The organism is Nocardioides sp. AN3, assembly GCF_054653495.1.
On the sequence record NZ_BAAIGC010000031.1, the window covers coordinates 41,490 to 61,561 of the forward strand.

At 72.0% G+C, this 20,072-nt stretch carries 17 protein-coding genes; 7 read left to right on the forward strand and 10 right to left on the reverse strand.

Annotated features, from left to right (window positions below):
- Positions 1–88: 88 nt before the first annotated feature.
- Positions 89–1,024, reverse strand: coding sequence for a 1,4-dihydroxy-2-naphthoyl-CoA synthase (locus ACYQ1K_RS23320; protein ID WP_459985741.1), 936 nt, complete (start codon positions 1,022–1,024; stop codon positions 89–91).
- 57 nt (positions 1,025–1,081) lie between these two features.
- Between ACYQ1K_RS23320 and ACYQ1K_RS23325 the strand changes: the two genes are divergently transcribed.
- A complete protein-coding gene (locus ACYQ1K_RS23325; RefSeq protein WP_459985742.1) occupies positions 1,082–1,543 on the forward strand; it encodes a nitroreductase family deazaflavin-dependent oxidoreductase in 462 nt (153 codons plus the stop codon).
- A gap of 15 nt (positions 1,544–1,558) precedes the next feature.
- Here ACYQ1K_RS23325 and ACYQ1K_RS23330 read toward each other — a convergent pair whose 3' ends face one another.
- The 7 genes from ACYQ1K_RS23330 to ACYQ1K_RS23360 form a co-directional block, all read right to left on the reverse strand.
- Positions 1,559–2,173, reverse strand: coding sequence for an ACT domain-containing protein (locus ACYQ1K_RS23330; RefSeq protein ID WP_459985743.1), 615 nt, complete (start codon positions 2,171–2,173; stop codon positions 1,559–1,561).
- A 132-nt stretch (positions 2,174–2,305) separates the two neighbouring features.
- Positions 2,306–2,569, reverse strand: a complete 264-nt coding sequence (locus tag ACYQ1K_RS23335) for a DUF1918 domain-containing protein (protein WP_459985744.1) — start codon at positions 2,567–2,569, stop codon at positions 2,306–2,308.
- Positions 2,566–4,368: an exodeoxyribonuclease V subunit alpha gene (recD, locus tag ACYQ1K_RS23340; protein WP_459985745.1), complete on the reverse strand. Its 1,803-nt coding sequence runs from the start codon at positions 4,366–4,368 to the stop codon at positions 2,566–2,568. The genes ACYQ1K_RS23335 and recD overlap by 4 nt, the downstream gene beginning before the upstream one ends.
- Positions 4,365–7,775 carry a UvrD-helicase domain-containing protein gene (locus ACYQ1K_RS23345; RefSeq protein WP_459985746.1) on the reverse strand — a complete coding sequence of 1,137 codons (3,411 nt, stop codon included), beginning with the start codon at positions 7,773–7,775 and terminating at the stop codon, positions 4,365–4,367. Before ACYQ1K_RS23345 ends, recD begins: the two co-directional genes overlap by 4 nt.
- Positions 7,775–11,203 (reverse strand): exodeoxyribonuclease V subunit gamma, encoded by a 3,429-nt coding sequence (gene recC, locus ACYQ1K_RS23350; RefSeq protein WP_459985747.1) that lies wholly within the window; start codon positions 11,201–11,203, stop codon positions 7,775–7,777. Before recC ends, ACYQ1K_RS23345 begins: the two co-directional genes overlap by 1 nt.
- Before the next feature lie 82 nt (positions 11,204–11,285).
- A complete protein-coding gene (locus ACYQ1K_RS23355) occupies positions 11,286–12,032 on the reverse strand; it encodes a glycosyltransferase family 2 protein (protein WP_459985748.1) in 747 nt (248 codons plus the stop codon).
- A gap of 209 nt (positions 12,033–12,241) precedes the next feature.
- Positions 12,242–12,703: a PGPGW domain-containing protein gene (locus tag ACYQ1K_RS23360; protein WP_459985750.1), complete on the reverse strand. Its 462-nt coding sequence runs from the start codon at positions 12,701–12,703 to the stop codon at positions 12,242–12,244.
- Between the two features lie 101 nt (positions 12,704–12,804).
- On the opposite strand from ACYQ1K_RS23360, the gene ACYQ1K_RS23365 reads away from it, so the two are divergent.
- The 3 genes from ACYQ1K_RS23365 to ACYQ1K_RS23375 all read left to right on the forward strand — a co-directional run bounded on the left by ACYQ1K_RS23365 (position 12,805) and on the right by ACYQ1K_RS23375 (position 15,057).
- Complete coding sequence (locus ACYQ1K_RS23365) at positions 12,805–13,053, forward strand: M20/M25/M40 family metallo-hydrolase (RefSeq protein WP_459985751.1); 249 nt, start codon at positions 12,805–12,807, stop codon at positions 13,051–13,053.
- Positions 13,054–13,348: 295 nt separating this feature from the next.
- Complete coding sequence (locus ACYQ1K_RS23370) at positions 13,349–14,014, forward strand: response regulator transcription factor (RefSeq protein WP_459985752.1); 666 nt, start codon at positions 13,349–13,351, stop codon at positions 14,012–14,014.
- Positions 14,011–15,057, forward strand: coding sequence for a sensor histidine kinase (locus ACYQ1K_RS23375; protein WP_459985753.1), 1,047 nt, complete (start codon positions 14,011–14,013; stop codon positions 15,055–15,057). Before ACYQ1K_RS23370 ends, ACYQ1K_RS23375 begins: the two co-directional genes overlap by 4 nt.
- 133 nt (positions 15,058–15,190) lie before the next feature.
- Here ACYQ1K_RS23375 and ACYQ1K_RS23380 read toward each other — a convergent pair whose 3' ends face one another.
- Positions 15,191–16,096, reverse strand: a complete 906-nt coding sequence (locus ACYQ1K_RS23380; RefSeq protein ID WP_459985754.1) for a COG4705 family protein — start codon at positions 16,094–16,096, stop codon at positions 15,191–15,193.
- A gap of 121 nt (positions 16,097–16,217) precedes the next feature.
- Positions 16,218–18,056, reverse strand: coding sequence for a phosphoenolpyruvate carboxykinase (GTP) (locus tag ACYQ1K_RS23385; protein ID WP_459985755.1), 1,839 nt, complete (start codon positions 18,054–18,056; stop codon positions 16,218–16,220).
- Between the two features lie 231 nt (positions 18,057–18,287).
- Here ACYQ1K_RS23385 and ACYQ1K_RS23390 point away from each other — a divergent pair, with 231 nt between their 5' ends.
- From ACYQ1K_RS23390 to ACYQ1K_RS23400, 3 genes are all read left to right on the forward strand, one after another.
- Complete coding sequence (locus ACYQ1K_RS23390; RefSeq protein WP_459985757.1) at positions 18,288–18,623, forward strand: ArsR/SmtB family transcription factor; 336 nt, start codon at positions 18,288–18,290, stop codon at positions 18,621–18,623.
- Positions 18,624–18,682: 59 nt separating this feature from the next.
- Entirely contained in the window at positions 18,683–19,708 is a 1,026-nt protein-coding gene (locus ACYQ1K_RS23395) for a nitronate monooxygenase (protein ID WP_459985758.1), read from the forward strand.
- A 64-nt stretch (positions 19,709–19,772) separates the two neighbouring features.
- Positions 19,773–20,072, forward strand: a 300-nt coding sequence (locus ACYQ1K_RS23400; RefSeq protein ID WP_459985759.1) for a 3-hydroxyacyl-CoA dehydrogenase NAD-binding domain-containing protein, incomplete at its 3' end; no start/stop codon positions are given.

A 20,072-nucleotide genomic window follows, 5' to 3' on the forward strand; every position in this document is an offset into this window, starting at 1 on the left:
TGGCGGTTCCACCTCGATCGTCTCTCGTGACACGCATCTGACACGCATCGAGGGTGAACAGGCGTCTGACCTGCGCAAACAGCCCGATTCAGTAGTACCAGGGGTACGGCGACCAGTCAGGCTCCCGCTTCTCCAGGAACTGGTCGCGGCCCTCCTGTGCCTCGTCGGTCATGTACGCCAGCCGCGTCGTCTCACCGGCGAACAGCTGCTGCCCGACGAGCCCGTCGTCGAGCAGGTTGAAGGAGTACTTCAGCATCCGCTGGGCGGTCGGACTCTTCCCGTTGATCTTCCGGCCCCAGTCGAGAGCGACTTTCTCGAGCTGCGCGTGGTCGACGACGCGGTTGACCGCGCCCATCTGGTGCATCGCCTCCGCGTCGTACTCCTCGGCGAGGAAGAAGATCTCGCGGGCGAACTTCTGGCCGACCTGACGCGCGAGGTAGGCGGAGCCGTAGCCGCCGTCGAAGGAGCCCACGTCGGCGTCGGTCTGCTTGAAGCGCGCGTGCTCGCGGCTCGCGAGCGTGAGATCGCAGACCGCGTGCAGGCTGTGCCCGCCGCCGGCGGCCCAGCCCGGCACGACGCAGATGACGACCTTCGGCATGAATCGGATCAGCCTCTGGCACTCCAGGATGTGCAGCCGCGCGAGCTTGGCCTTGTCGATGGGGTTCGGGGCGGTGCCGGCATCGTCGTGGCCCGCGGTCTCGTACTGGTACCCGGCACGACCGCGGATCCGCTGGTCCCCGCCGGTGCAGAACGCCCACTTGCCGTTCTTGGCGCTCGGCCCGTTGCCGGTGAGGAGGACGCAGCCGACGTCGGCGGAGGTGCGGGCGTGCTCGAGGGTGCGGAGCAGCTCGTCGACGGTGTGCGGGCGGAAGGCGTTGAGCACGTCGGGCCGGTCGAAGGCGATGCGAACGGTGCCGTGCGCCTTCGCTCGGTGGTATGTCAGGTCGGTCAGGTCCTCGAAGCCGGGGACTGCGTCCCAGTCGGCTGGGTCGAAGATCTCGGACACTCCGTCGATGGCGCTCATGGACGCTCAACCTAGCCGCCCTGGAATAGCAAAGACTCGCGTGGTCTTCTGGAGGTCATGACTGATCTCCTCGAAGGCGAGTACGAGCCGAGCACGCAGCAGTGGGTCCGCGACCAGGTCGAGCTCTATGAGTCGACCGGAGGCAAGGAGGGCTGGTATCTCCGCGACCGGGAGGACTGGCCCATCGTGGTCATCACCTCCGTGGGCGCGAAGTCGGGCAAGCTCCGCAAGAACCCGGTCATGCGGGTCGAGCACGAGGGTGCCTACCTCGCGGTCGCCTCGAAGGGCGGCGCACCGCAGCACCCGGTCTGGTACCACAACTTCCTCGCCAACTCCGTCGTCCAGCTGCAGGACGGGCCCGAGCCCGCGCTCTACAAGGCGAGGCTCATCGAGGGCGCGGAGTACGACGAGTGGTGGGACCGCGCGGTGGCCGCCTACGAGCCGTACGCCGACTACAAGCCTCGCGCCGAGGCCGCCGGTCGGACCATCCCGCTCTTCGTCCTGGAGCCCATGGACTGACCGCTCTCTGCCGGGTCAGGGGCGGGCGATGGAGGTCGCGAGGGACACCAGGTGACCGAGGCGAGCGAGCTCGGAGTCGAGGAACTCCGGGCCGCCGCGGCGCCCCATGACGACGATCTCGTTGCCGTCGATGCGTGCGCCGGCATACAGGCTCTCGTCGTCCGGGTCCCCCTCGACGTCGAGGCGGCACGCGTGCTCGATCTCGACGAACGGCAGGTCGGCCGGCGCGGACTCGGTCGCTGCGATCAGGCCGTTGACGCGGTGGATGCGCGCCGCCCAATCGGCGCGAAAGGTGTGCGGCAGCACGTCGACCAGCCGCGTGAGCGCTTCGTCGGGGGTCTCGGTGAGGTCTTCGACCGCCTCGAGGTCGAGGAAGAGGTTCCCGCCGGCCGCATACCGGCTGATCCAGATCACCTGGACCCCGTCGAGGGCGTTGCAGGCCGAGACGATCGAGTCGGGCATGGAGCCGGGTGCCGTCTCGAGGAGCACGTCGTCGACCGCGAAGCCGTTGTGGCTCTTCTCGACGATCTCGATCGCCTCGATGTCGCCGCCGGCCTCACCGATGGCGCTGGCCAGGCGGCCGAGCGAACCGGGGACGTCGGGCAGCTCCACGCGGAGTAGGTAAGGCACGCGATGACAGTAGCGGGCCTTGATGTCCGCGGCACTTCGTCGACACGTCCGGCGTGAAACGCCGGACGGGTCGGTCCACGGCCGGTCCCGGCCAGTCCCGGTCAGTCCGGGTCAGTCAGGGCCAGTGCCCGGTCAGTCCTCCGGTGGGATGACGTGGGCGTCAGGGCCGGGATAGACGAGGCCCTCGTGGCCGTCGGACCAGCGCACGACGTACGGCGGGGTGCCGTCGGCGCCACGCACCTCCATCACCTCGCCCTCGCGACGACCCTCACCGACCACGTGCCCTTCGATCCTCAGGTGGTCACCTACGTTCGCGTGCATCGGCGTGTCCTCCTCATGACGTCGGTCCACGTCCCACCATGCTCCGCCAGCGGCCAGCCCCACAAGAGCGATCACGACGGAGAATCAACCCGGGCGCCGTCGACCAGTCGCCGCTGCAGGCCGGTCGCGCGCAGAGCGCGTCGGCTCACGGCCGCGCGCACCGACTCGGGCGTGCCGACGACCCGCACCCGGTCCTGGGCACGGGTGACGGCCGTGTAGAACAGCTCCCGCGTGAGCAACGGCGAGTCCTCGCCCGGCAGCAGCACGCTCACTGCCTGCGCCTGGCTGCCCTGGCTCTTGTGGACGGTCATCGCATGCAGGGTCTCGATGTCGCCGAGCCTCGAGGGCGCGTACGTCGCCAAGCCGGCGCCGGCGATGACCGCGACCAGCCCGCTGTCGGACTCGACGACGACGCCGGTGTCACCGTTGAACAGGCCCAGGCCGTAGTCGTTGGCGGTGACGAGGATCGGGCGGCCGGCATACCACTCGTGCCCTCGCGCCGCGCCGACCGGCAGGTCGACGGCCTCGCTGAGCCAGCGCTCGACCTCGCGGTTCCAGTACGCCGCACCCCACGGCCCCTCCCGGTGAGCGCACAGCAGGCGATGCCGGTCGGCGGTGGCGACCGCCCTGGCCGGGTCGGCGGCCAGCGCTGCCTCGCGCAGGTCGAGGGCGTGCCGCGTCAGGTCGTCGCGCAGGCGCTGCATGGCGACGGCGTCGTCGGGGTCGACCAGCTCCAGGGCCGGCTCGCCCGACGTGAGCAGCTCGACAGCCCGGACGCCGTCGCCGTCGCGCACCGCCGCGGCCAGGCTTCCGATGGCCTCGCCGAAACGGTGGGTCGTCCGCAAGGCGGCGACCGTCGACGGCGCCCGCTGGGTGAGTCCGACGACGAGGTCGGAGAGCAGGGCGCCGGCCTCCACCGAGGCCAGCTGGTCGGGGTCGCCGACCAGCACCAGCCGCGCGTCGGGCCGGACCGCCTCGATCAGCCGCGCCATCATCGTGAGGGAGACCATCGAGGTCTCGTCGACGACGATCACATCATGCGGCAGCTTGTTGCCGCGGTGGTGCTTGAAGCGGGTCGACGAGCCCGGACGCCACCCGAGCAGCCGGTGCAGGGTGCTGGCCTGCAGCCGCTCGACCCGCGCCCGGTCGACGTCGGTGAACCGCTCGGTGTCCCCGCCTCGGAGCGCGGCCTCCTCGACGGCCTCCTGGAGCCGTGCGGCGGCCTTGCCCGTGGGGGCGGTGAGGGCGACGCGCAGCACCCGTCCCTGCACCTGCGCCTGCTCGCCGACCAGGGCCAGGAGGCCGGCGACCGTGGTCGTCTTGCCGGTGCCCGGTCCGCCGGTCAGCACCGTCGTCCACTGCCGCGCGGCCGCGAGGGCGGCGGCACGCTGCTCGGCGAACCCGGCCCCTGGGAAGAGGCGTTGAGCACTCTCGGTCAACGTCAGCTCGTCCACTCGCGGAGGTGGTGCGGCGAGGCGGACGAGGAGGTCGTCGCGGACCTGGCCCTCCTCGCGGTGGTAGCGGTCGAGGTAGAGCAGTCCGCCGTCCACCTGGATGACCGAGCTCCGCGTCAGCGGGCTGGCGGCGACCTGGTCGAGCCAGACCCGGGCTTCCGGCCATGGCAGCGTGTCGTCCTCGGCCGCGACCGCCTCCAGGTCAACACAGACCGAGCCGAGGCGCGCCGCCCGCACGGCCAGCCCAACGGCGAGACGCACGGCCTCCGACGGCTCGCCGACGAGCTCCGCCGTGCGGGTGGCGACATGGACGTCGGCCGCGGTGAGCACGCCGGCCTGGTTGAACTCGCGCAACAGACCCGTCGCATTGAGAGCGAGCCGCGCATCGCGCGGGTCGTCGCTCTCCCATCGCTCGATCATCGGTGACACGCTCCGTCCAGAAGGTCGGAGAGGGCGATGACCAGCGACGCCGGTGGATGCCACGAGAAGACGCCCGTCGGCTGGCCGTCGACGACAGGGGTGTCCGGCCCGAGCATGCCGCGGACGTAGAGGTAGAGCACGCCGCCCAGATGCGTGGCCGCGTCGTAGCCCGGCAGGCGCCAGCGCAGGAACCGATGCACCACGACCGAGTAGAGCAGCGCCTGCAGCGGATAGTGCGAGTGCAGCATCGCCTCGGCCAGCCGGGCCGGTGTGTAGTCGGCAGCCGTCTGCTCGCCGAGGAGGTTGGTCTTGTAGTCGACTACGACGAAGCGGCCACTCGGGAGCCTCAGCATCGCGTCGACCGAGCCGGACAGGTAGCCGCGGAGGACCTGGTCGCCGAGCGCAGGGCCTTCGAGTCGGTCGGCGTAGGGACGAATCGGGTCGTCGTCGCCCAGGTGCTCGCGCAGGAGGACCGCCACCTCACGCAGGAGGACCTCGGGCCGCGCCCCGCGCGCGTCGCCACCCGCCAACGGGAACTCGAACTCCAGCTCGCGCAACCGGTCGCGCAGCGGGATCTGGGCCAGCGTCAGACCGTCGGCGAGGGGCCCGAGGGAGGTGTGATTGAGCGGCATCAGGCCGTCCGCGAGCTCGGCGGGGCTGGCGGCCACCGGCCACCATCGGAGCTGCTCGGTGACGTGGGCGAGGAGCTCCTCGCGCAGGTCCGGAGCGTCGGGATCGGCATGCTCCAGCACCGCGTGCACGAGAGAGCCGAACGTCGCGCCCGCCGGGAGGCCGGCCATCGGGGAGAGGAGCGTCTCGAGGGGGGTCTCGATACGGGTCTCGATACGCTCGCTGGCGCTCGCTACTCGACCTCCGGGATCGCTGGGGCTCGCTACTCGACTATCGGGAGCCTCGCTGGTCGAGTAGCCGGAGCCGCTGGGCGAAGGCGTATCGAGACCATCGTCGTCGTCCTCCTTCGCACCCACCTCCGGCTCGGAGGCGACGTGGGACGCGGGAGCGGCGTCCTCGATGCGGATGAGGCCGGAATACGACGTGCGACGCCAGGCAGTGTCGACGGAGCGGTCGAACGACCGCGCCGACAACGCCCCGACGGCGTCGGAGTCGGGCGCTGGCACCGCGGGCGCGACCTCGGCGATCTCGTGCGTGGGTCCACCGACCTCGGCGACGAGGTCGAGCACGCGGGCGACGTACTCGTCGTCGCGCACGTCCATCAGGTCGGGGACCACCGGATCGCCGGGGCGACGCCCGAAGATCAGCCGATGCAGCGGACCTGTCGGCGTGTTCGTGGTCGGAGCCCACCAGGCGACGACCTGCGACTGGGCGCGGGTGAGGGCGACATACAGCTCGCGCATCTCCTCCCCCAGCTCCTCGGCCTGATGCCGGGCGAGGTGGTCGGGCCAGCGGCCGCCGCTGCCGGTCACGTCGAGTGTGCGCCGCGGCCGTCCGCAGGTGTCGTCGTGGAACCGGGCAACCTCGCTGGGAAAGGGGAAGTACTGGTAGGCGAAGGGCAGGTAGGTGATCGGATACTCCAGGCCCTTGCTGCCATGGACAGTGACGACCTGGACAGCCGCCGCGTCGGAGTCCAGCCGCCTGGGCCGCTCCGTGGCGGCGGTGCGGCGCCGCTCGTCGCGGAACCAGCCGAGCAGCGCCGTCAGACCCAGCCGCTCGCGAAGGGCGACCTCGTGCAGCAGCTGGCCCAGGTGCCGGACGTCGGTCAGCAGCCGCTCGCCGTCCTGCTCGCCGAGCACACGACTGGTGAGCCCGCGCTCCTCCGCCGCCTCGACCAGCGCGGCGACCCCGCGGCTGCGCAGGAGCAGGGCCCAGCCGCGCAGCGTGTCGGCGATCCGTGCGGTCAGCTCTTCGCCACCTTCGTCGAGCTCGGCGGCCGTGCGGCCGAGGAAGCAGGTCAGGGCCGCAGCCCGCACCAGGCCGGACCGGTGGGGCGACTCGAGGGCCTCGAGGAGCGTGAGCCAGGCGTCGCCGGCCGGCGTCTGGAAGACGTCTCCGCCACCCGCCATCACGGCGGGGATGCCGCGAGCGGCAAGGGAGCCTTGGACGAGCTGGCCCTCGGCACGGGTCGCGACGATGACCGCGACCTGACCGGCGCGCACCGACTCCTCACACCAGGTCGCGCCCGAGGCGAGCAGCGTCGCGATGTCGGCCGCGCAGTCATCGGCGATGAAGGCGCGGGCGTCGCGGGCGGAGATCAGGCCGGCCCTGGTCAGCCGGAAACGCTCGCGTCTGACCTGCCGCAGCCGGAAGGGCGACGGATGCGGAGCACCGATCAGCCGGGCGCCGCGGTGGTGCGCGGTGACCTCACGCACGACGATGCCCGGGTCCCCCAGGGCAGCGCCGTCGAGCACGACCTGGAGGCGGCGCACGAGCTCGTCGTCGCTTCGCCAGTTGGTCGCCAGCGTGGCCTGCGTCGCCGCGGTGCGAGCGGCCTCGAGGTAGGTGACGACGTCGCCGCCGCGGAAGCCGTAGATGGCCTGCTTCGGGTCGCCGATCAGGACCATCGTCGCGTGACCGGAGAACGCCCGGTCGAGGACGTCCCACTGCACCGGATCGGTGTCCTGGAACTCGTCGACCAGCACGATCCGCCAGCGCTGGCGCATCCGGCTGCGGGCAGGGGCATGCTCGTCCTCGAGGGCCGTGGCCAGACGGCTGAGCAGGTCGTCGTAGGAGAGGATGCCGAGTCGTCGCTTGCGCCGGTCGACCTCGGTGCGCACCGCGCAGGCGAACGCGACGCGCGCGGTGCCGCGGGGGTCGTCCGGATCGGCCTGTGCGATCGCGGCCTGGGGATCGTCGATGGCCGTGCGGGCCAGCGCCAGCGCCGTGTCACGGTCGAACGGCGGTGGGGTCCGCTCGCCGCCGTAGGTCGCCAGGTAGAGGTCGTCGACGACCTCGACCACCAGCTCGTCGACCGACTCCACCAACGTCGCGCCCGCGTCGGTGTCGCCGGCGACCCCGAGCGACCGCAGCACGATCTGGCAGAACTGGTGCGTGGTGGCGATGGTCGCGGCGTCGAAGGCGGCGAGCGCGTCGGTGAGGCGACGATGCATCAGGGGCCGGTCGGCCTCCTCGCGCAGGAGGAAGTCGATGAGGGTGTTGGCACGGTCGGCCGACTCGGGGTCGGCCAGGGCTCGCTGGGCCTCGACGAGCTGAGCCCGCACCCGCTCGCGCAGCTCCTGGCTCGCGGCGCGTCCGAACGTGATCACCAGCATCTGGTCGAGCTCCGCGACGCCCTCGGCGATGTAGCGGGTCACGAGCGCACCGACGGTGAACGTCTTGCCGGTGCCGGCGCTCGCCTCGAGCAGAGTGGTGCCGACGGGCAGGGCACCGCAGACGTCGAAGGCCTCCGTGCTCGTGACGGCTGGAGCGCTCATCAGAAGCTCCCCTGCTCGGCGATGAGGAGCGGGCTCCACAGACGGAGCGCGAGCGCACCGAAGCGAGTGCTCTCGCCCGGATAGTCCTCCCCGTCGAAGGGCGGCCCGTCGAGCCCGGGAAGGCCGGCGCCCGGCCCCCACGCGCGCACCTGCTCGGGGTCGGACTGCTCGCCGGGGAACCGGCCGTCCTCCCAGTCCCAGCCGGCCTTCTGCAGGGCGGCATCGGCCGTCGCCTGTGTGCGTCGTTGGCGCGCGTAGCCGAAGGAGGCCTTCAGGGGCAGCGGCAGCGGCTCGGTCAGGCCGCGGTCGCGGAGCGCGACGAGGTCGCCCAGGACGGCGAGGGCCGTGTGGTCGAGGGGCCCGAGCTGGGAGAGCGAGTACGGCGTCCGCGCCCTGCTGTTGGTCGGCCGGCCCAGCGTGTGCGCGGTCCACGCACGGTCGTCGTCGGAGGCCGCGAGCGCCAGCAGCCGGATCCAGGACTGCAGGCGGTGCGTGGCGCCCAGGCGGCTGTAGGAGACGGGCACGAGGCGGTCGCCGTACACCTCGGCGACGGTGCCTCTCAGCCGGCGACCCCCACCGAGGTCGACGTCCACGTCGACGGACGTGGCCGGTCGCGTGCGCAGGGCGAGCGCCTCACGGGCGATCGGCTCGGCCTTGCCGCTGATCCCGGCGAGCAGCCGCCAGCCCAGCTGCCCCGGCGGCAGCTGAGCCCGTCGCCACTCCTGCTGACGGGCCTTCTCCACGGGCTCCCCCCGCAGGAGGTCGTGGAGCACGCGGTCGCCGACCGACCACTGCGCGAGGCTGTCGATCTCGACGGGCAACCCGTCGTCGAGCGGCTCCTCGTCGCGGGGCAGCGCCAGGTCGAGTCGCTGGCGGAAGAAGCCCCGCACCGGGCTCTTGAAGAAGTCCACCAGCTCCTCGAGCGAGACGTCGGCGGCCGCCGGCGCCGGCAGTGGGCCCTCCAGCAGCGGGGGGACGGGGCGCCGCTCGCTGAGCGCCGCCCGGGCGCCGGCGAGCGCGGCCCGGTCGAAGCTGAACGGCTCGCCGGGCGTCAGCTCCCCGGCCACGAGGTTGCGCCGGTCGAACGGCTGGAGCGGATGGCGCACGGTCACCGCCTCCGAGACGGGCCGGCCGTCCTCGGTGGAGGCGGTCAGGTCGAGCGTGTCGAGCAGCTCGCCGAGAGGCACGGCGGGTGGCCGGGGCTGGCCGGAGAACTCGTTGGCCCCCGTGTAGGTGACCACCAGCGTCTCCGTGGTCGCCATGATGGCGTCGAGGAGGAGCTGACGGTCCTCCGTGCGGGGGTCGCGCTCGCCGGTGAGCGGCGTGCGGGCCAGCAGGTCGTCGCCGTCGACCGTGCCCACGCGGGGGAAGACGCCGTCGTCGAGGCCGAGCAGCGCGACGACCCGGTGCGGGACCGACCGCATGGGGACCATCGTGCAGACGGTGAGCGTGCCGGTCCGGAAGTTGGCGCGCGTCGGGCGCCCCGCCAGCCGGTCCGCGAGCATCGCACGAACGTCCGGGAGACGGAGCACCGCGCCACCTGCGCCTGTTCCCACCACCGGCTCTGCGCCCGCCCCTGCTGCGGCCTGCCGGACCCGCCCGAGCTCGCGAGCCACCTGCCCCGCCTGCCACGCCTCCGTGGCCGGCACGCTCGTGAGCGCGCCGACGCCGTCCTCGAGAGCGTCCAGCCATTCCTCGAGCGGCCGCGCCCCCACGAGCCGGTCGGTGACGTCGCGCAGCCGGTGGACGAACTCGGTCAACCGCCCGACGAGCTCGATCTCCCCGCTGCCGACGTCGTCCAAGGGGAGGGTGCGGTCCAGCCAGGCGCCTGCGTCGTCCGACATCGCCACCCCGGACAGCAGGCGATCGAGCCCGAACTCCCAGGTGTTGGCCACATATCCGGCCAGCCCGAAGTCGGCGCGGTGCTCGGCGTCGAACGCCCACCGGATGCCCGCCTCGCGTGCCCAGTCGGTCAGCTGGTCGAGGTCGTCGTCGCGGAAGCCGAAGCGGCGTCGCACCGGCTCGCTGTGCGCGAGGTCGAGGACGTCGCCCACGCCGGCACGCCCGCCAGCCAGGTCGAGCAGCCGGGCGGCGACCGAGAGCAGCGGGTTCGTGCTGTCCAGGGCGCGGTCGGCGAGCCGGACCCGCAGCTGATGCGCGGGGTGGCCCTCCTCGCCGACGACCTCGGCAAGGCCGAAGCCCGCCGCGATGAGCGGGGCATAGGTCTCGATGTCGGGGCACATCACGAGGACGTCTCGCGGCTCGAGGGCCGGATCGTCAGCGAGGAGGCCGAGCAGCACCTCGCGCAGCACCTCGACCTGCCGCGCCGGCCCATGGCAGGCGTGCACCTGGACGCTCCGGTCCCCTCTCCGCAGCGGCCGATCGGCGGCCGGGCCGAGTGCGTTCGCCTGCAGGTCCGCCTGCAACCAGCGGAGCAGGTCGCCGTGCCGCTCACCGGCCGAGCCCGTTCGCGGGGTGTCACGTCCGGGCCCCGAGAGCGGGTGGTGCTCATCGGTCGCGGGCGCCACGCGAGCCAAGGTGCGCTGCAGCTCGCGCACGTCGCGGCCGAGGGTGGACAGCAGGGGGTGACCGACGACGTCGTGGGAACGGTCGTCGGCCCGAGCGACGGAGCCCGTCGCCGCGAGTGGTCGCAACGCCTCCCACAGCGCAGCCGACGGATGCGGCAACCACACATGGACCTCGCGGTGCTCTCCCAACGCGCCCAGCAGTTCGACCTCCGTCTGCGGGAGGCGCGTGTGGCCGAAGAGCGAGAGCCGCTCGGGGAGCTCGAACTCGCCGGGCACCGCCTGCAGCCTCGCGAGCGTCTCCGTCTGGCGCTGGTGGGGCGCGGCTGCCTCGACACGCGCGGCCAGGCGTCGCCACAGCTGCGGCTGCCACGCCAGGTCCGCGGGCACCGGTCGCCCGCAGCCGTCGGTGTCCTCCCCGGCGGCCCAGTCGGCGATCAGGCCGGGTCGCTGCACGGCGTACGACGCGAAGAGCCGTGCCAGCCGCCGCGCGACCGAGAAGCGCCGCCCGCGACGCAGGTCGCCCTCCTCCCCTTCGAGCCCGTGCCCCACGTGGCGCGCGAGCGTGGCGGCCCACGGCTCGCCGAGCGAGTCGTCGATCGCGGAGAGCAGAGGCCACACCAGCGAGTCGGGCGACCACGGGTCCTCGTCGCCGGTCCCGGCCACCTCGGCGAACAGGGACCACGGCGAGCGGAACTCCACCCCGGCGCAGACCCCGTCATGGCCGCCCGGCGCCGCCCCGAGCCGGTGGGAGAGCCGCTGGCTGAGCCACCGCTCCACGCCCTTGGCCGGCACGACGACGACGTCGGTCGCGAACGGGTCGGCCGGCGGCACCGCGAGCAGCTCCCCGAGGGCCTCGGCGAGCTGGTCGGTGCGCGGTGCGCGGTGCAGGTGGAGCGACATCGACACGCAACCTACCCAGCGCGACCGACAGTCCGAGACGCGCCGTTCCCCGCCGCCCCTGGGGCCGTCGGAGAGGAGGCGCTCAGACCAGCAGGTGCTTCGGCTCCACCGCGGCCACCAGCGCGCCTGCGACGGAGCGGGGCGACGTGCGCCGACGCTCGGCGAGGACCGCCCGTGCGCCGGCGGCAAGCGCACCGACGCCCGCCGGCTCCTCGCTGCCGAAGAGCGGGGGCGTCCGCCGGACGGGAACCTCGACGATCCGCGCCCCCGCGCGGGCGAGCTGGCAGGCGATGGTCACGTCGACCTCCGGTGTCCAGGATCCGCGCTCGCCCTGTGGCAGGTCGAGCCGGTCACGCTGGTCGGCCCAGAAGCCGTAGAACCCGTGGCCGAGGTCGCTCAACTCGACGCCGATGACACGCCGGCCGAGCCACGCGAGGAGGCGGTCGGCGCCGGCGGGACGGACGTGCGGGTCGACGTACCTCGTGCCCTTCGCCATGTCGGCCCCTGCGACCAGTGCCTCGACGAAGGCCGGGACCTCATCGGGGTCGGCCGAGCCGTCGATCGGAAGGGTGAGGATGATGTCCCCCGCCGCACGGGCGATGCCCTCGGCCAGCGCCGCGGTCCGTGAGACGCCGGGCCGGATCAGCACGGTGGCGTCCGGGCGCGCCTGGCAGGCCGCGTCGGGCGTGCCGTCCCCGCTCCCGCCGTCGACGAGGATGACCTCGTCGGCATCGGGCAGCTGACGAAGAAGGAAGCCGACGTTCGTCGCCGCGTCCAACGCAGGGACGACGATGCTGACCCGCCGTGTGTGAGCTCGATGCTGGCCCATGTCTAGTGATCCCCCATTGAGCGGCGTCCCACGGACCCCCTCCGCTGGATCGCCGGTTGAGAAAGTACGTCCGCAACGACGCATGCGCCAGCGCCAACAGAACGGTAAGGAAGGTCCTGTCTTCGCAGGTCAGAGCCGCTTTTCTGGCAATCGCCCGGGCGCAACACTGTGGGGCAGACGTGACCGGCCGTTACCGATCAGTGAGGCCGTCAATGCTCAGCCGCCTCATCGATCTCGCGGTCCAGCTCCGCGCGCGCCTCGGGATGCCCGTGGAAGCGGCGATAGCTGTAGACCAGCAGCGCGAGCGCGATCAGGCCGGACAGCTCCAGGGTGACCCCGGTCCACCTACCACCGAGCAGCCAGTACGACGCCTCGAGCGGCCACCACTCCGGCGCGGGCGGCTGGACGGTCCAGAGCAGCCCGAGTCCGAGGATCACCAACGCGGCGATCGTCGAGAGCACGATCCGCGGCCAGGTCTCGACGCTGTCGGCCGCGCCGCGCAGCGCCCGCAGCCGGACCGGCTCGACCCGCCGCTCGGCCCACTCGTACTGCTGGGAGAGGAGCAGCAGACCGGCGAAGATCATGAGCAGGCCGGGGCCGGGCAGGATGAGCGCCGCGATCCCCGCGACGACGAGAAGCCAGCCGACCGTCTCGAGCACCAGGCGCTTCACAGACCCGAGCGTGTCAGATCGAGCCAATGCGAGGGGCAACCTCGCCGCACACGCGACGCCGGACACGGGATGATCGGTGGCGTGACCGTCCGGAGGAGTCGGTGAGCCCGACCGTGGACTTCGACGCCGGCCTGCGCGACGAGCTTGCCGCTGCGCTGCACGCACCGGTCTTGGCGACCGGGGCGTGCCATGACGCAGGCGTCTTGAAGGACCACATGCGCACCGCGATGGTCTTCGTGCGCAACCCCACCGGCGTCTCGCACTCGCCGGCCGAGCACGTGGAGGACAGCGACGCCGAGGCGGGTGGCGAGGCGCTCGCCGTCGCACTCGCCGCTCTGCTCCGGGGGTGAGCGGCGGGGGCTGGTGGGGGCTGGTGGTCTCGATACGCCCTCGCCGGGGCTCGAGCTACTCGACCAGCGAAGGCTGGCAACTCGACCAGCGGGGGCCAGCGACTCGACCAGCGGTCCGCGGAAATGGATGGAACCCCTGGCGTCTCGGGTCACCAGGGGTTCCGAGGAAGAGATTGCCGCATCAACGAACCCCCTGTCACCGGTTTCGGAGATTTTCTCGGGTAAATCCTCGGACGTCGCTCGAGCCCCGGCCCGTCGTCAGGTTCCCGTCAGGTTCGCGCGCAAGACTCGCGACGTGGCCAAGGTGGGACTGTGCGAGGACGACCCGGCGATCCGCCGGGTCGTGACGGAGGGCCTGCGACTGCACGGCCACGAGACGGTCGTCGCGTACGACGGCGGTGAGGCGCTGCGGCAGTTCGCCGACGACCCGACGCTGGACGTCCTGGTGCTCGACATCGGACTGCCCGACGCCGACGGTCGCGACGTCTGTGTGGCGCTGCGCAGCGCGGGTCAGGTGGCTCCCGTGCTGTTCCTCACCGCCCTCGGCGAGCTGCACGATCGCCTGGCGGGCTTCGCGGCGGGCGCGGACGACTATCTGGCCAAGCCCTTCTCGGTCGCCGAGCTGGCGGTCCGGGTCGACGCACTGGCCAGGCGTGGCCGCGTCGTGACGCCGAGTGCCCCGGCCGAGCTGGTGCTCGACCCGGCTCGCCACGCCGTCGTCTGTGGTGAGGCCGAGGTCCTCCTGACGCCGACGGAGTTCCGGCTGCTCGCCGCCGTGACCTCACGACCGGGCGAAGTGGTGCGGCGACGCGCCGTGATCGCGGCCGCCTGGCCCGACGGTGCCCATGTCAGCGACAACACCCTCGACTCCTATGCGACGCGGATCCGTCGCAAGCTCGAGCAGGTCGGGTCGCCGCTGCAGCTGCGCAGCGTCCGCGGCGTGGGCTATCAGCTGCGGTGAGGACACTCAGGGGCAAGCTCGTCGTCTCGACGGTGCTGATGGCCGCAGCCGTGATGCTCGTCCTCGTCGTCGGGACGCAGATCATCCTCGAGCTCACCGCACGCCGCGACGTACGGGCAGCGCTCCATGCCAGGCCCGCGCAGGCGATGGCGGTCTATGACCGCTCCGAGCGGTGGGCGCTCGGGGTGACCGGGGCACTCGCCGTGCTGGTGGTGGTCCTCGTCGGCTGGCTCGCGTGGTCGCTGACGCGTCGGGCGCTGCAACCGGTGCAGCAGATGGCCGAGCGCGCCGCGGACTGGAGCGAGCACGACCTGTGGCACCGCTTCGAGATGGGCCCGCCGGTCAACGAGCTGGCCGCTCTCGGCGCGACGCTCGACCACCTGCTCGACCGGGTCGCCCAGGCGATCCTCTCCGAGCAGCGGCTGACCGCCGAGCTGGCACACGAGCTTCGCACCCCGTTGACGGCGATCGCCGCCTCGACCGAGATCGCGCAGCTGCGTCCGGACGGCGACCCCGCAGTGCGCGAGGACCTCGCCGAGATCGCCGACGCGGCCGAGCGGATGTCGCAGGCGATCTCGACGCTGCTGGAGGTCGCTCGCTCCCCGGAGTGGGTGCGCGCCACGGGCCGCTCCTCGGTCGGCGAGGTGGTCGAGTCGATGGCGCCCCTGGTCCGCCGTCCGCTGACCTTCCACACCGAGGTGGAGGCGGACCTGCCGATGGTGGCGGCGCCGACCGAGCTCGTCGTACGTGCCCTGATGCCCCTCGTGGAGAACGCCGCGCGCCATGCCTCGACCGACGTCACACTCGCCACGCGCGTCGTCGCGGACCGGATCGAGATCCAGGTCCGCGACGACGGCGTGGGGGTGCCGGTCGAGCTGCGCGAGCGCATCTTCGAACCGGGGACGAGCGACTCCGGCGGGACGGGACTGGGGTTGGGTATCGCCCGCCGGGTCGCCCGGTCAGTGGGTGGTGACGTCGTGCTCTCGCCCGACCTCACCGAGGGTGGCTCCACCGTCTTCGTCCTGCGTCTTCCGCGAGTCTGAGGGCGGCAGCGCCACAGCGGCGGCCATGATGCGACGCGCGTCCTGACCGCAACCTGACCGCCTTCACCCCAAGCGGTCAGGTTGCGGGGTCCCAGCTCCAGCGACGCAGTGCGGCGACGCAGCCCGGCGACCGTCAGGAGACGAGCTCGCCGTCGGGGTCGTCGTCAGCGGCGAGGACCGACTCGGTCCGGTCCCCTGCCTTCCGGGCGAGCTCGGAGCCCGCCAGCTGGCGCCGCTGACGCGCCTCGTGGGCGCCTTCCTCGTCGCTGTGGGTGACGGCGACGTAGCCGACGAGCAGCGCGAAGAGCAGGAGTCCGACGGCCGTGACCGGGCCGGTCCCCCAGCCGAGCCCCTGCTTGGTCGCCATCCAGTCGGCGACGCTCGCCCCGAGGGGGCGGGTCAGGGAGTACGCCGCCCAGAACGTCACGACCGTGATCGCCGCCGATCCGGCGGTGCCGCGGCGCCCGGAGGCGACCCAGACGGCCAGCGGCACCAGCATGAGGGCGGCGAAGAGCACGATCGACCAGGCGAACCCCATGTGCAGGTTCTGCGCCGTGGTGTCGCCGAGGGCCGTGCCCAGACCGAAGGTCATGAGCACGGTCCCCCAGTAGAACCGCTCGCGTCGTGCGGTCGTGATGGAGTGCACGGACAGCGTGCCCTCGCTGCGGCGCCACCAGGTGAGCAGCGCGATGAGGAGGACGAGGTAGAGGGCGGAGTCGACGTAGTAGGGCGTGCCGAGCGCGACGTGCGGCCCGTCCGCGATCATCGTGCCGAAGACGGCGACCATCAGGACGGTCACCCAGTAGAGGACGGGGCGGTAGCGGTCGGCCCGCAGCTGCAGCCAGAGCGCCGCGAAGAACCCGCCGATGCCGACAACGCCGGCCAGGACGAGGTTCGCGGTGCCCATGAAGTCGGCAGCCGTCTCGCCGATGCCGGTCGTCAGCAGCTTGACGACCCAGAAGACGACGAAGACCTCGGGCACCTTGGGCCCGGCGAAGACCCTCGAGGCCGGGCGGGAGGTTGCGCGGGTGGCTGTCATGGCCGCGACCCTAGGGACGGCTCCCTGACTCCGACCTGATCGGTGGAGGCGGCCTTGCTGCGGGACGTCATACGGGCTGGCCGCCGAAGCGACCAGTCCGTATGACGTCTTGCGAAGAGGATCAGGCCTCGTCGAGCGCCTTCGCGACCCGGCGGTGTGCCTCCCAGATCGCCTCGGGGAGCCGGTCGAACTGGCGCAGGTGCTCCTCGCGGAAGCCCATCTCCTGCTTCCAGCGGTCGACGTCGATCGAGAGGATCGTGTCGAGGTCCTCGGGCGTGACCTCGCAGCCCTCGAGGAGCAGCTCCTCCTTGGTCGGGATGACACCGACCGGGGTCGAGGTGCCCTTCGCCTCGCCGTTCTTGAAGTCGACCAGCCACAGCAGCGCGCGCAGGTTGTCGCGGTAGCCGGGCCACAGGAAGTGGCCGTCCTCCGGGTCGCGCTGGAACCAGTTGACGTGCGCGAAGATCGGCGCGTCGGTGGCCTTGCCGAGCACGTCGAGCCAGTGCTTGGCGTAGTCGCCCTCGTTGTAGGACATGAACGGGCGCATCGACATCGGGTCGTAGCGCAGCTGGCCCTCGACGCCCTCGGCCGCGAACGTCGCCTCGGCGCCGAGCGTCATGCCGTCGTAGACGCCCTCGGCGAGGTCGGTGAACGCGCGCACCAGCGGCTCGCGGTCGCGGGTGCGGCCGCCGAAGATGATCGCGTCGAGCGGGACGCCGCGCGGGTCGTCGTAGTCCTTGGCGACGTTCGGCACGTTGTCCAGCGACGTGGTGAACCGGGAGTTCGGGTGCGCCCACGGCTCGCCCTGCTCGCCGAGGCCACGCTTGGCGATGGGCTCGCCCTTCCAGTCCAGCCAGCCGTCGAGGTCCTCCGGCGGGTTCTTCGTGCGCCCCTCCCACCAGACCTCGCCGGTCTTGGAGTTGTAGGCCACGTTCGTGAAGATCGCCCCCGAGTTCGGCCCGATCGAGTCGAGCGCCGTCGGGTTGGTCTTCTCGTTGGTGTCCTTGGCGACGCCGAAGACGCCGTTCTCCGGGTTGAAGGCGTAGGCGCGGCCGTCCTTCTCGTCCACCCAGATCCAGGCGATGTCGTCGCCGTAGAACTCGACGTAGTAACGGTCGCCCAGCGCGTCGGGCGCCAGCGTCATCGCGAGGTTCGTCTTGCCGGAGGCGCTCGGGAAGCCACCGGCGATGTGGTGCTTCTTGCCGGTCTCCTTGTCGACGATGCCCAGGAGCATGAACTGCTCGGCGAGGAACTTGCCCGACGCCCAGCCGTCGTACGCCGCCTGGCGCAGGCCATGGGCGATCTTGCCGAGCAGCGCGTTGCCGCCGTAGGACGACCCGAAGTGCAGGATCGTGCGCTCGTCGGCGCAGGTGACGAAGTAGCGCTGGTCACGGTCGGTGCCATGACCGAGGTTCTCCAGGTCGCCGGTGACGTGCACGGCGCGCACGAAGGAGTTCTGGTCCTCGAGGTTGTTGATGAAGTCCACGCCCACGCGCGCCATGCGGATCATGTGGAGGACGACGGTGCGCGCGTCGGTGAGCTCCACGCCGGCGGCGTACGGCTCCAGCGGCGATCCCGGCGGGGCCATCAGGTAGGGGACGACGTACATCGTCTTGCCGACCGAGGCGCCGCGCATCTTCTCCTCGAGGAGCGGCTTCATCTCCGAAGCGGGGCGCCAGTTGTTGTAGGCGCCGGCGTCCTCCGGGTTGCTCGTCGCGACGATCGTCCGCTCCTCGGAGCGGGCGGTGTCCTTGTAGTAGGAGCGCGAGTAGTAGCGCCCCTCCCCTGCCTCGAGCAGCTCTCCGGCGGCCACGGCCTCGGCCAGGAGCCGGGCGTCGTCGGAGGCGTTCACGACCTCGATCGCAGAGGCTCCGGTCACCTCCGCCCAGTGCGCCACATAGTCGCGCACGAGGGGATTCTTCAACCCCGCCTCGTCGAGCACCTTGTCCACGTCAACCATCAATTGAGCCCTTCAGTCCGCCGATGTGCCCGGCACGCTACCCGAATTGAAGAATCCTTCAAGTGGTGTACTGTCCCCCATCCTGAGGCCTTCGTCACGATGAGCCGAATGGATCGATCCAAGATGCACAGTTGTGGCGAACGACACGCGCAGTTTGTTGTTCCGGACACCTATTCGGGCTCGTCAGAGGCCGATTTCGCTTGAAGCTGCCACCACCTGGGAGGGGGTGCGATGAAGGGGAGCGAGCCCCTGTACGACGCCAAGGCGGAGCTGTTCCGCCTCCTCGGTCACCCTGCGCGGATCCGCGTGCTGGAGATCCTCCAGTCGGGACCCACGCCTGTCCGCGATCTGCTCGCGGAGCTGCACGTGGAGCCCTCCTACCTGTCCCAGCAGCTGGCGGTCCTGCGCCGCGCCGGCATGGTCAGCTCGACCCGGGTCGGCTCGTCGGTGCTCTACGAGCTGGCGACGCCCGAGGTCGGGGCGCTGCTCGACGCGGGCCGGGGCATCCTGACCGGCAAGCTGGGCTCGGACGCCTACTCCGAGGTCAACAGCGACCGGAAGGCGTGAGCGGGTCGGCCACCGATGGGTGATCGCGATGCCGGCAGCTCGACGTGCACCATGGGCACATGACCCTGCTCGCCGACCTGGGCGTCTCGATCCCGGTCCTGGCCGCGCCGATGGCCGGTGGCCCGACCACGGCGGCGCTCGTCGTCGCCGCCGCGGAGGCGGGCAGCCTGGGGTTCATCGCCGCCGGCTACAAGTCGCCTGAGGCCCTCGCCGAGCAGATCGCGGCGGTGCGGGCGTCGACGAGCAGGTACGCCGTCAACCTGTTCGCGCCCAACCCGGTCCCCGTGGACCCCGCCGCCTACGCGACCTACCGCGACAGCGTCCGTGCCGACGCGCAGCGTTTCGGGGCCGAGGTGCCCGAGGCGCCCCTCGAGGACGACGACGCCTGGGCGGCGAAGCTCGATCTCCTGGTGAGCGACCCGGTGCCTGTCGTCTCCTTCACCTTCGGCATCCCCGCTGCCGACGATGTCGCGCGGCTCAAGCGCGTCGGGACGCTCACGGCGCAGACGGTCACCTCCGCCGCCGAGACCCGTGCCGCCGTCGATGCGGGTGTCGATGTCGTCGTGGTCCAGGGGCCTGCCGCCGGCGGCCACTCCGGCACGCTGACGCTAGACCGCATGCCGCCTGACCGGCCCCTCGCCGCCCTGGTCGCCGAGATCGCTGGCACGACCACGAAGCCCCTCGTCGCCGCGGGCGGGATCACGACGTCGGCGGACGTTGCCGCGGCGCTGCGGGCCGGGGCGTCGGCCGTCGCCGTCGGCACGGCCCTGCTGCTGGCCCCGGAGGCCGGCACGTCCCTCGCGCACCGCGCCGCGCTCCTCGGACCGGACCGCGGGTCGACGATCGTGACGCGCGCGTTCAGCGGACGACCGGCGCGGGCCATCCCCAACCGGTTCCTGGCCGACCACCATGACTCCGCGCCGTCGGGGTATCCGGCGGTGCACCACCTCACCAGTCCCCTGCGCAAGGCGGCCGGGGCGTTGGGTGACCCCGACTACGTCAACCTGTGGGCCGGCACCGGCTACCGCCAGGTCCGCGAGCGACCGGCGGCGGAGGTCCTCGCGGACCTGGCCGCGGGCCTGTGATGAGCCCCGCTCGCCCCTGCGTGGGCCGCCGGGGTGGAACATGTCCCGCAAGAGAGGAGCAGACATGATCGAGAAGGTAGGCGTCATCGGCGGTGGTCTGATGGGGTCGGGCATTGCGGAGGTGTGTGCGCGGGCGGGCATCGACACCGTGGTGGTGGAGGTGAGCGAGGAGGCTGCGAAGGCGGCCGAGGCCAAGGTCCGCGGGAGTCTGGAGAGGGCCGCCGCCCGGGGCAAGATCACCGAGCAGGACCTCGGCGAGACGTGTGCGCGGATCGCCTTCGCCACCGACCTGGGCCAGCTGAAGGATCGTGACCTGGTGGTGGAGGCCGCCAGCGAGCGCGAGGACATCAAGCTGGACCTGTTT

Coding starts and splice junctions, on each gene's coding strand:
- ACYQ1K_RS23320 (WP_459985741.1), bottom strand. CDS start 1,024: ATGAGCGCCATCGACGGAGTGTCCGAGATCTTCGACCCAGCCGACTGG.
- ACYQ1K_RS23325 (WP_459985742.1), top strand. CDS start 1,082: ATGACTGATCTCCTCGAAGGCGAGTACGAGCCGAGCACGCAGCAGTGG.
- recD (WP_459985745.1), bottom strand. CDS start 4,368: ATGATCGAGCGATGGGAGAGCGACGACCCGCGCGATGCGCGGCTCGCT.
- ACYQ1K_RS23345 (WP_459985746.1), bottom strand. CDS start 7,775: ATGAGCGCTCCAGCCGTCACGAGCACGGAGGCCTTCGACGTCTGCGGT.
- recC (WP_459985747.1), bottom strand. CDS start 11,203: ATGTCGCTCCACCTGCACCGCGCACCGCGCACCGACCAGCTCGCCGAG.
- ACYQ1K_RS23355 (WP_459985748.1), bottom strand. CDS start 12,032: ATGGGCCAGCATCGAGCTCACACACGGCGGGTCAGCATCGTCGTCCCT.
- ACYQ1K_RS23380 (WP_459985754.1), bottom strand. CDS start 16,096: ATGACAGCCACCCGCGCAACCTCCCGCCCGGCCTCGAGGGTCTTCGCC.
- ACYQ1K_RS23385 (WP_459985755.1), bottom strand. CDS start 18,056: ATGGTTGACGTGGACAAGGTGCTCGACGAGGCGGGGTTGAAGAATCCC.
- ACYQ1K_RS23390 (WP_459985757.1), top strand. CDS start 18,288: ATGAAGGGGAGCGAGCCCCTGTACGACGCCAAGGCGGAGCTGTTCCGC.
- ACYQ1K_RS23395 (WP_459985758.1), top strand. CDS start 18,683: ATGACCCTGCTCGCCGACCTGGGCGTCTCGATCCCGGTCCTGGCCGCG.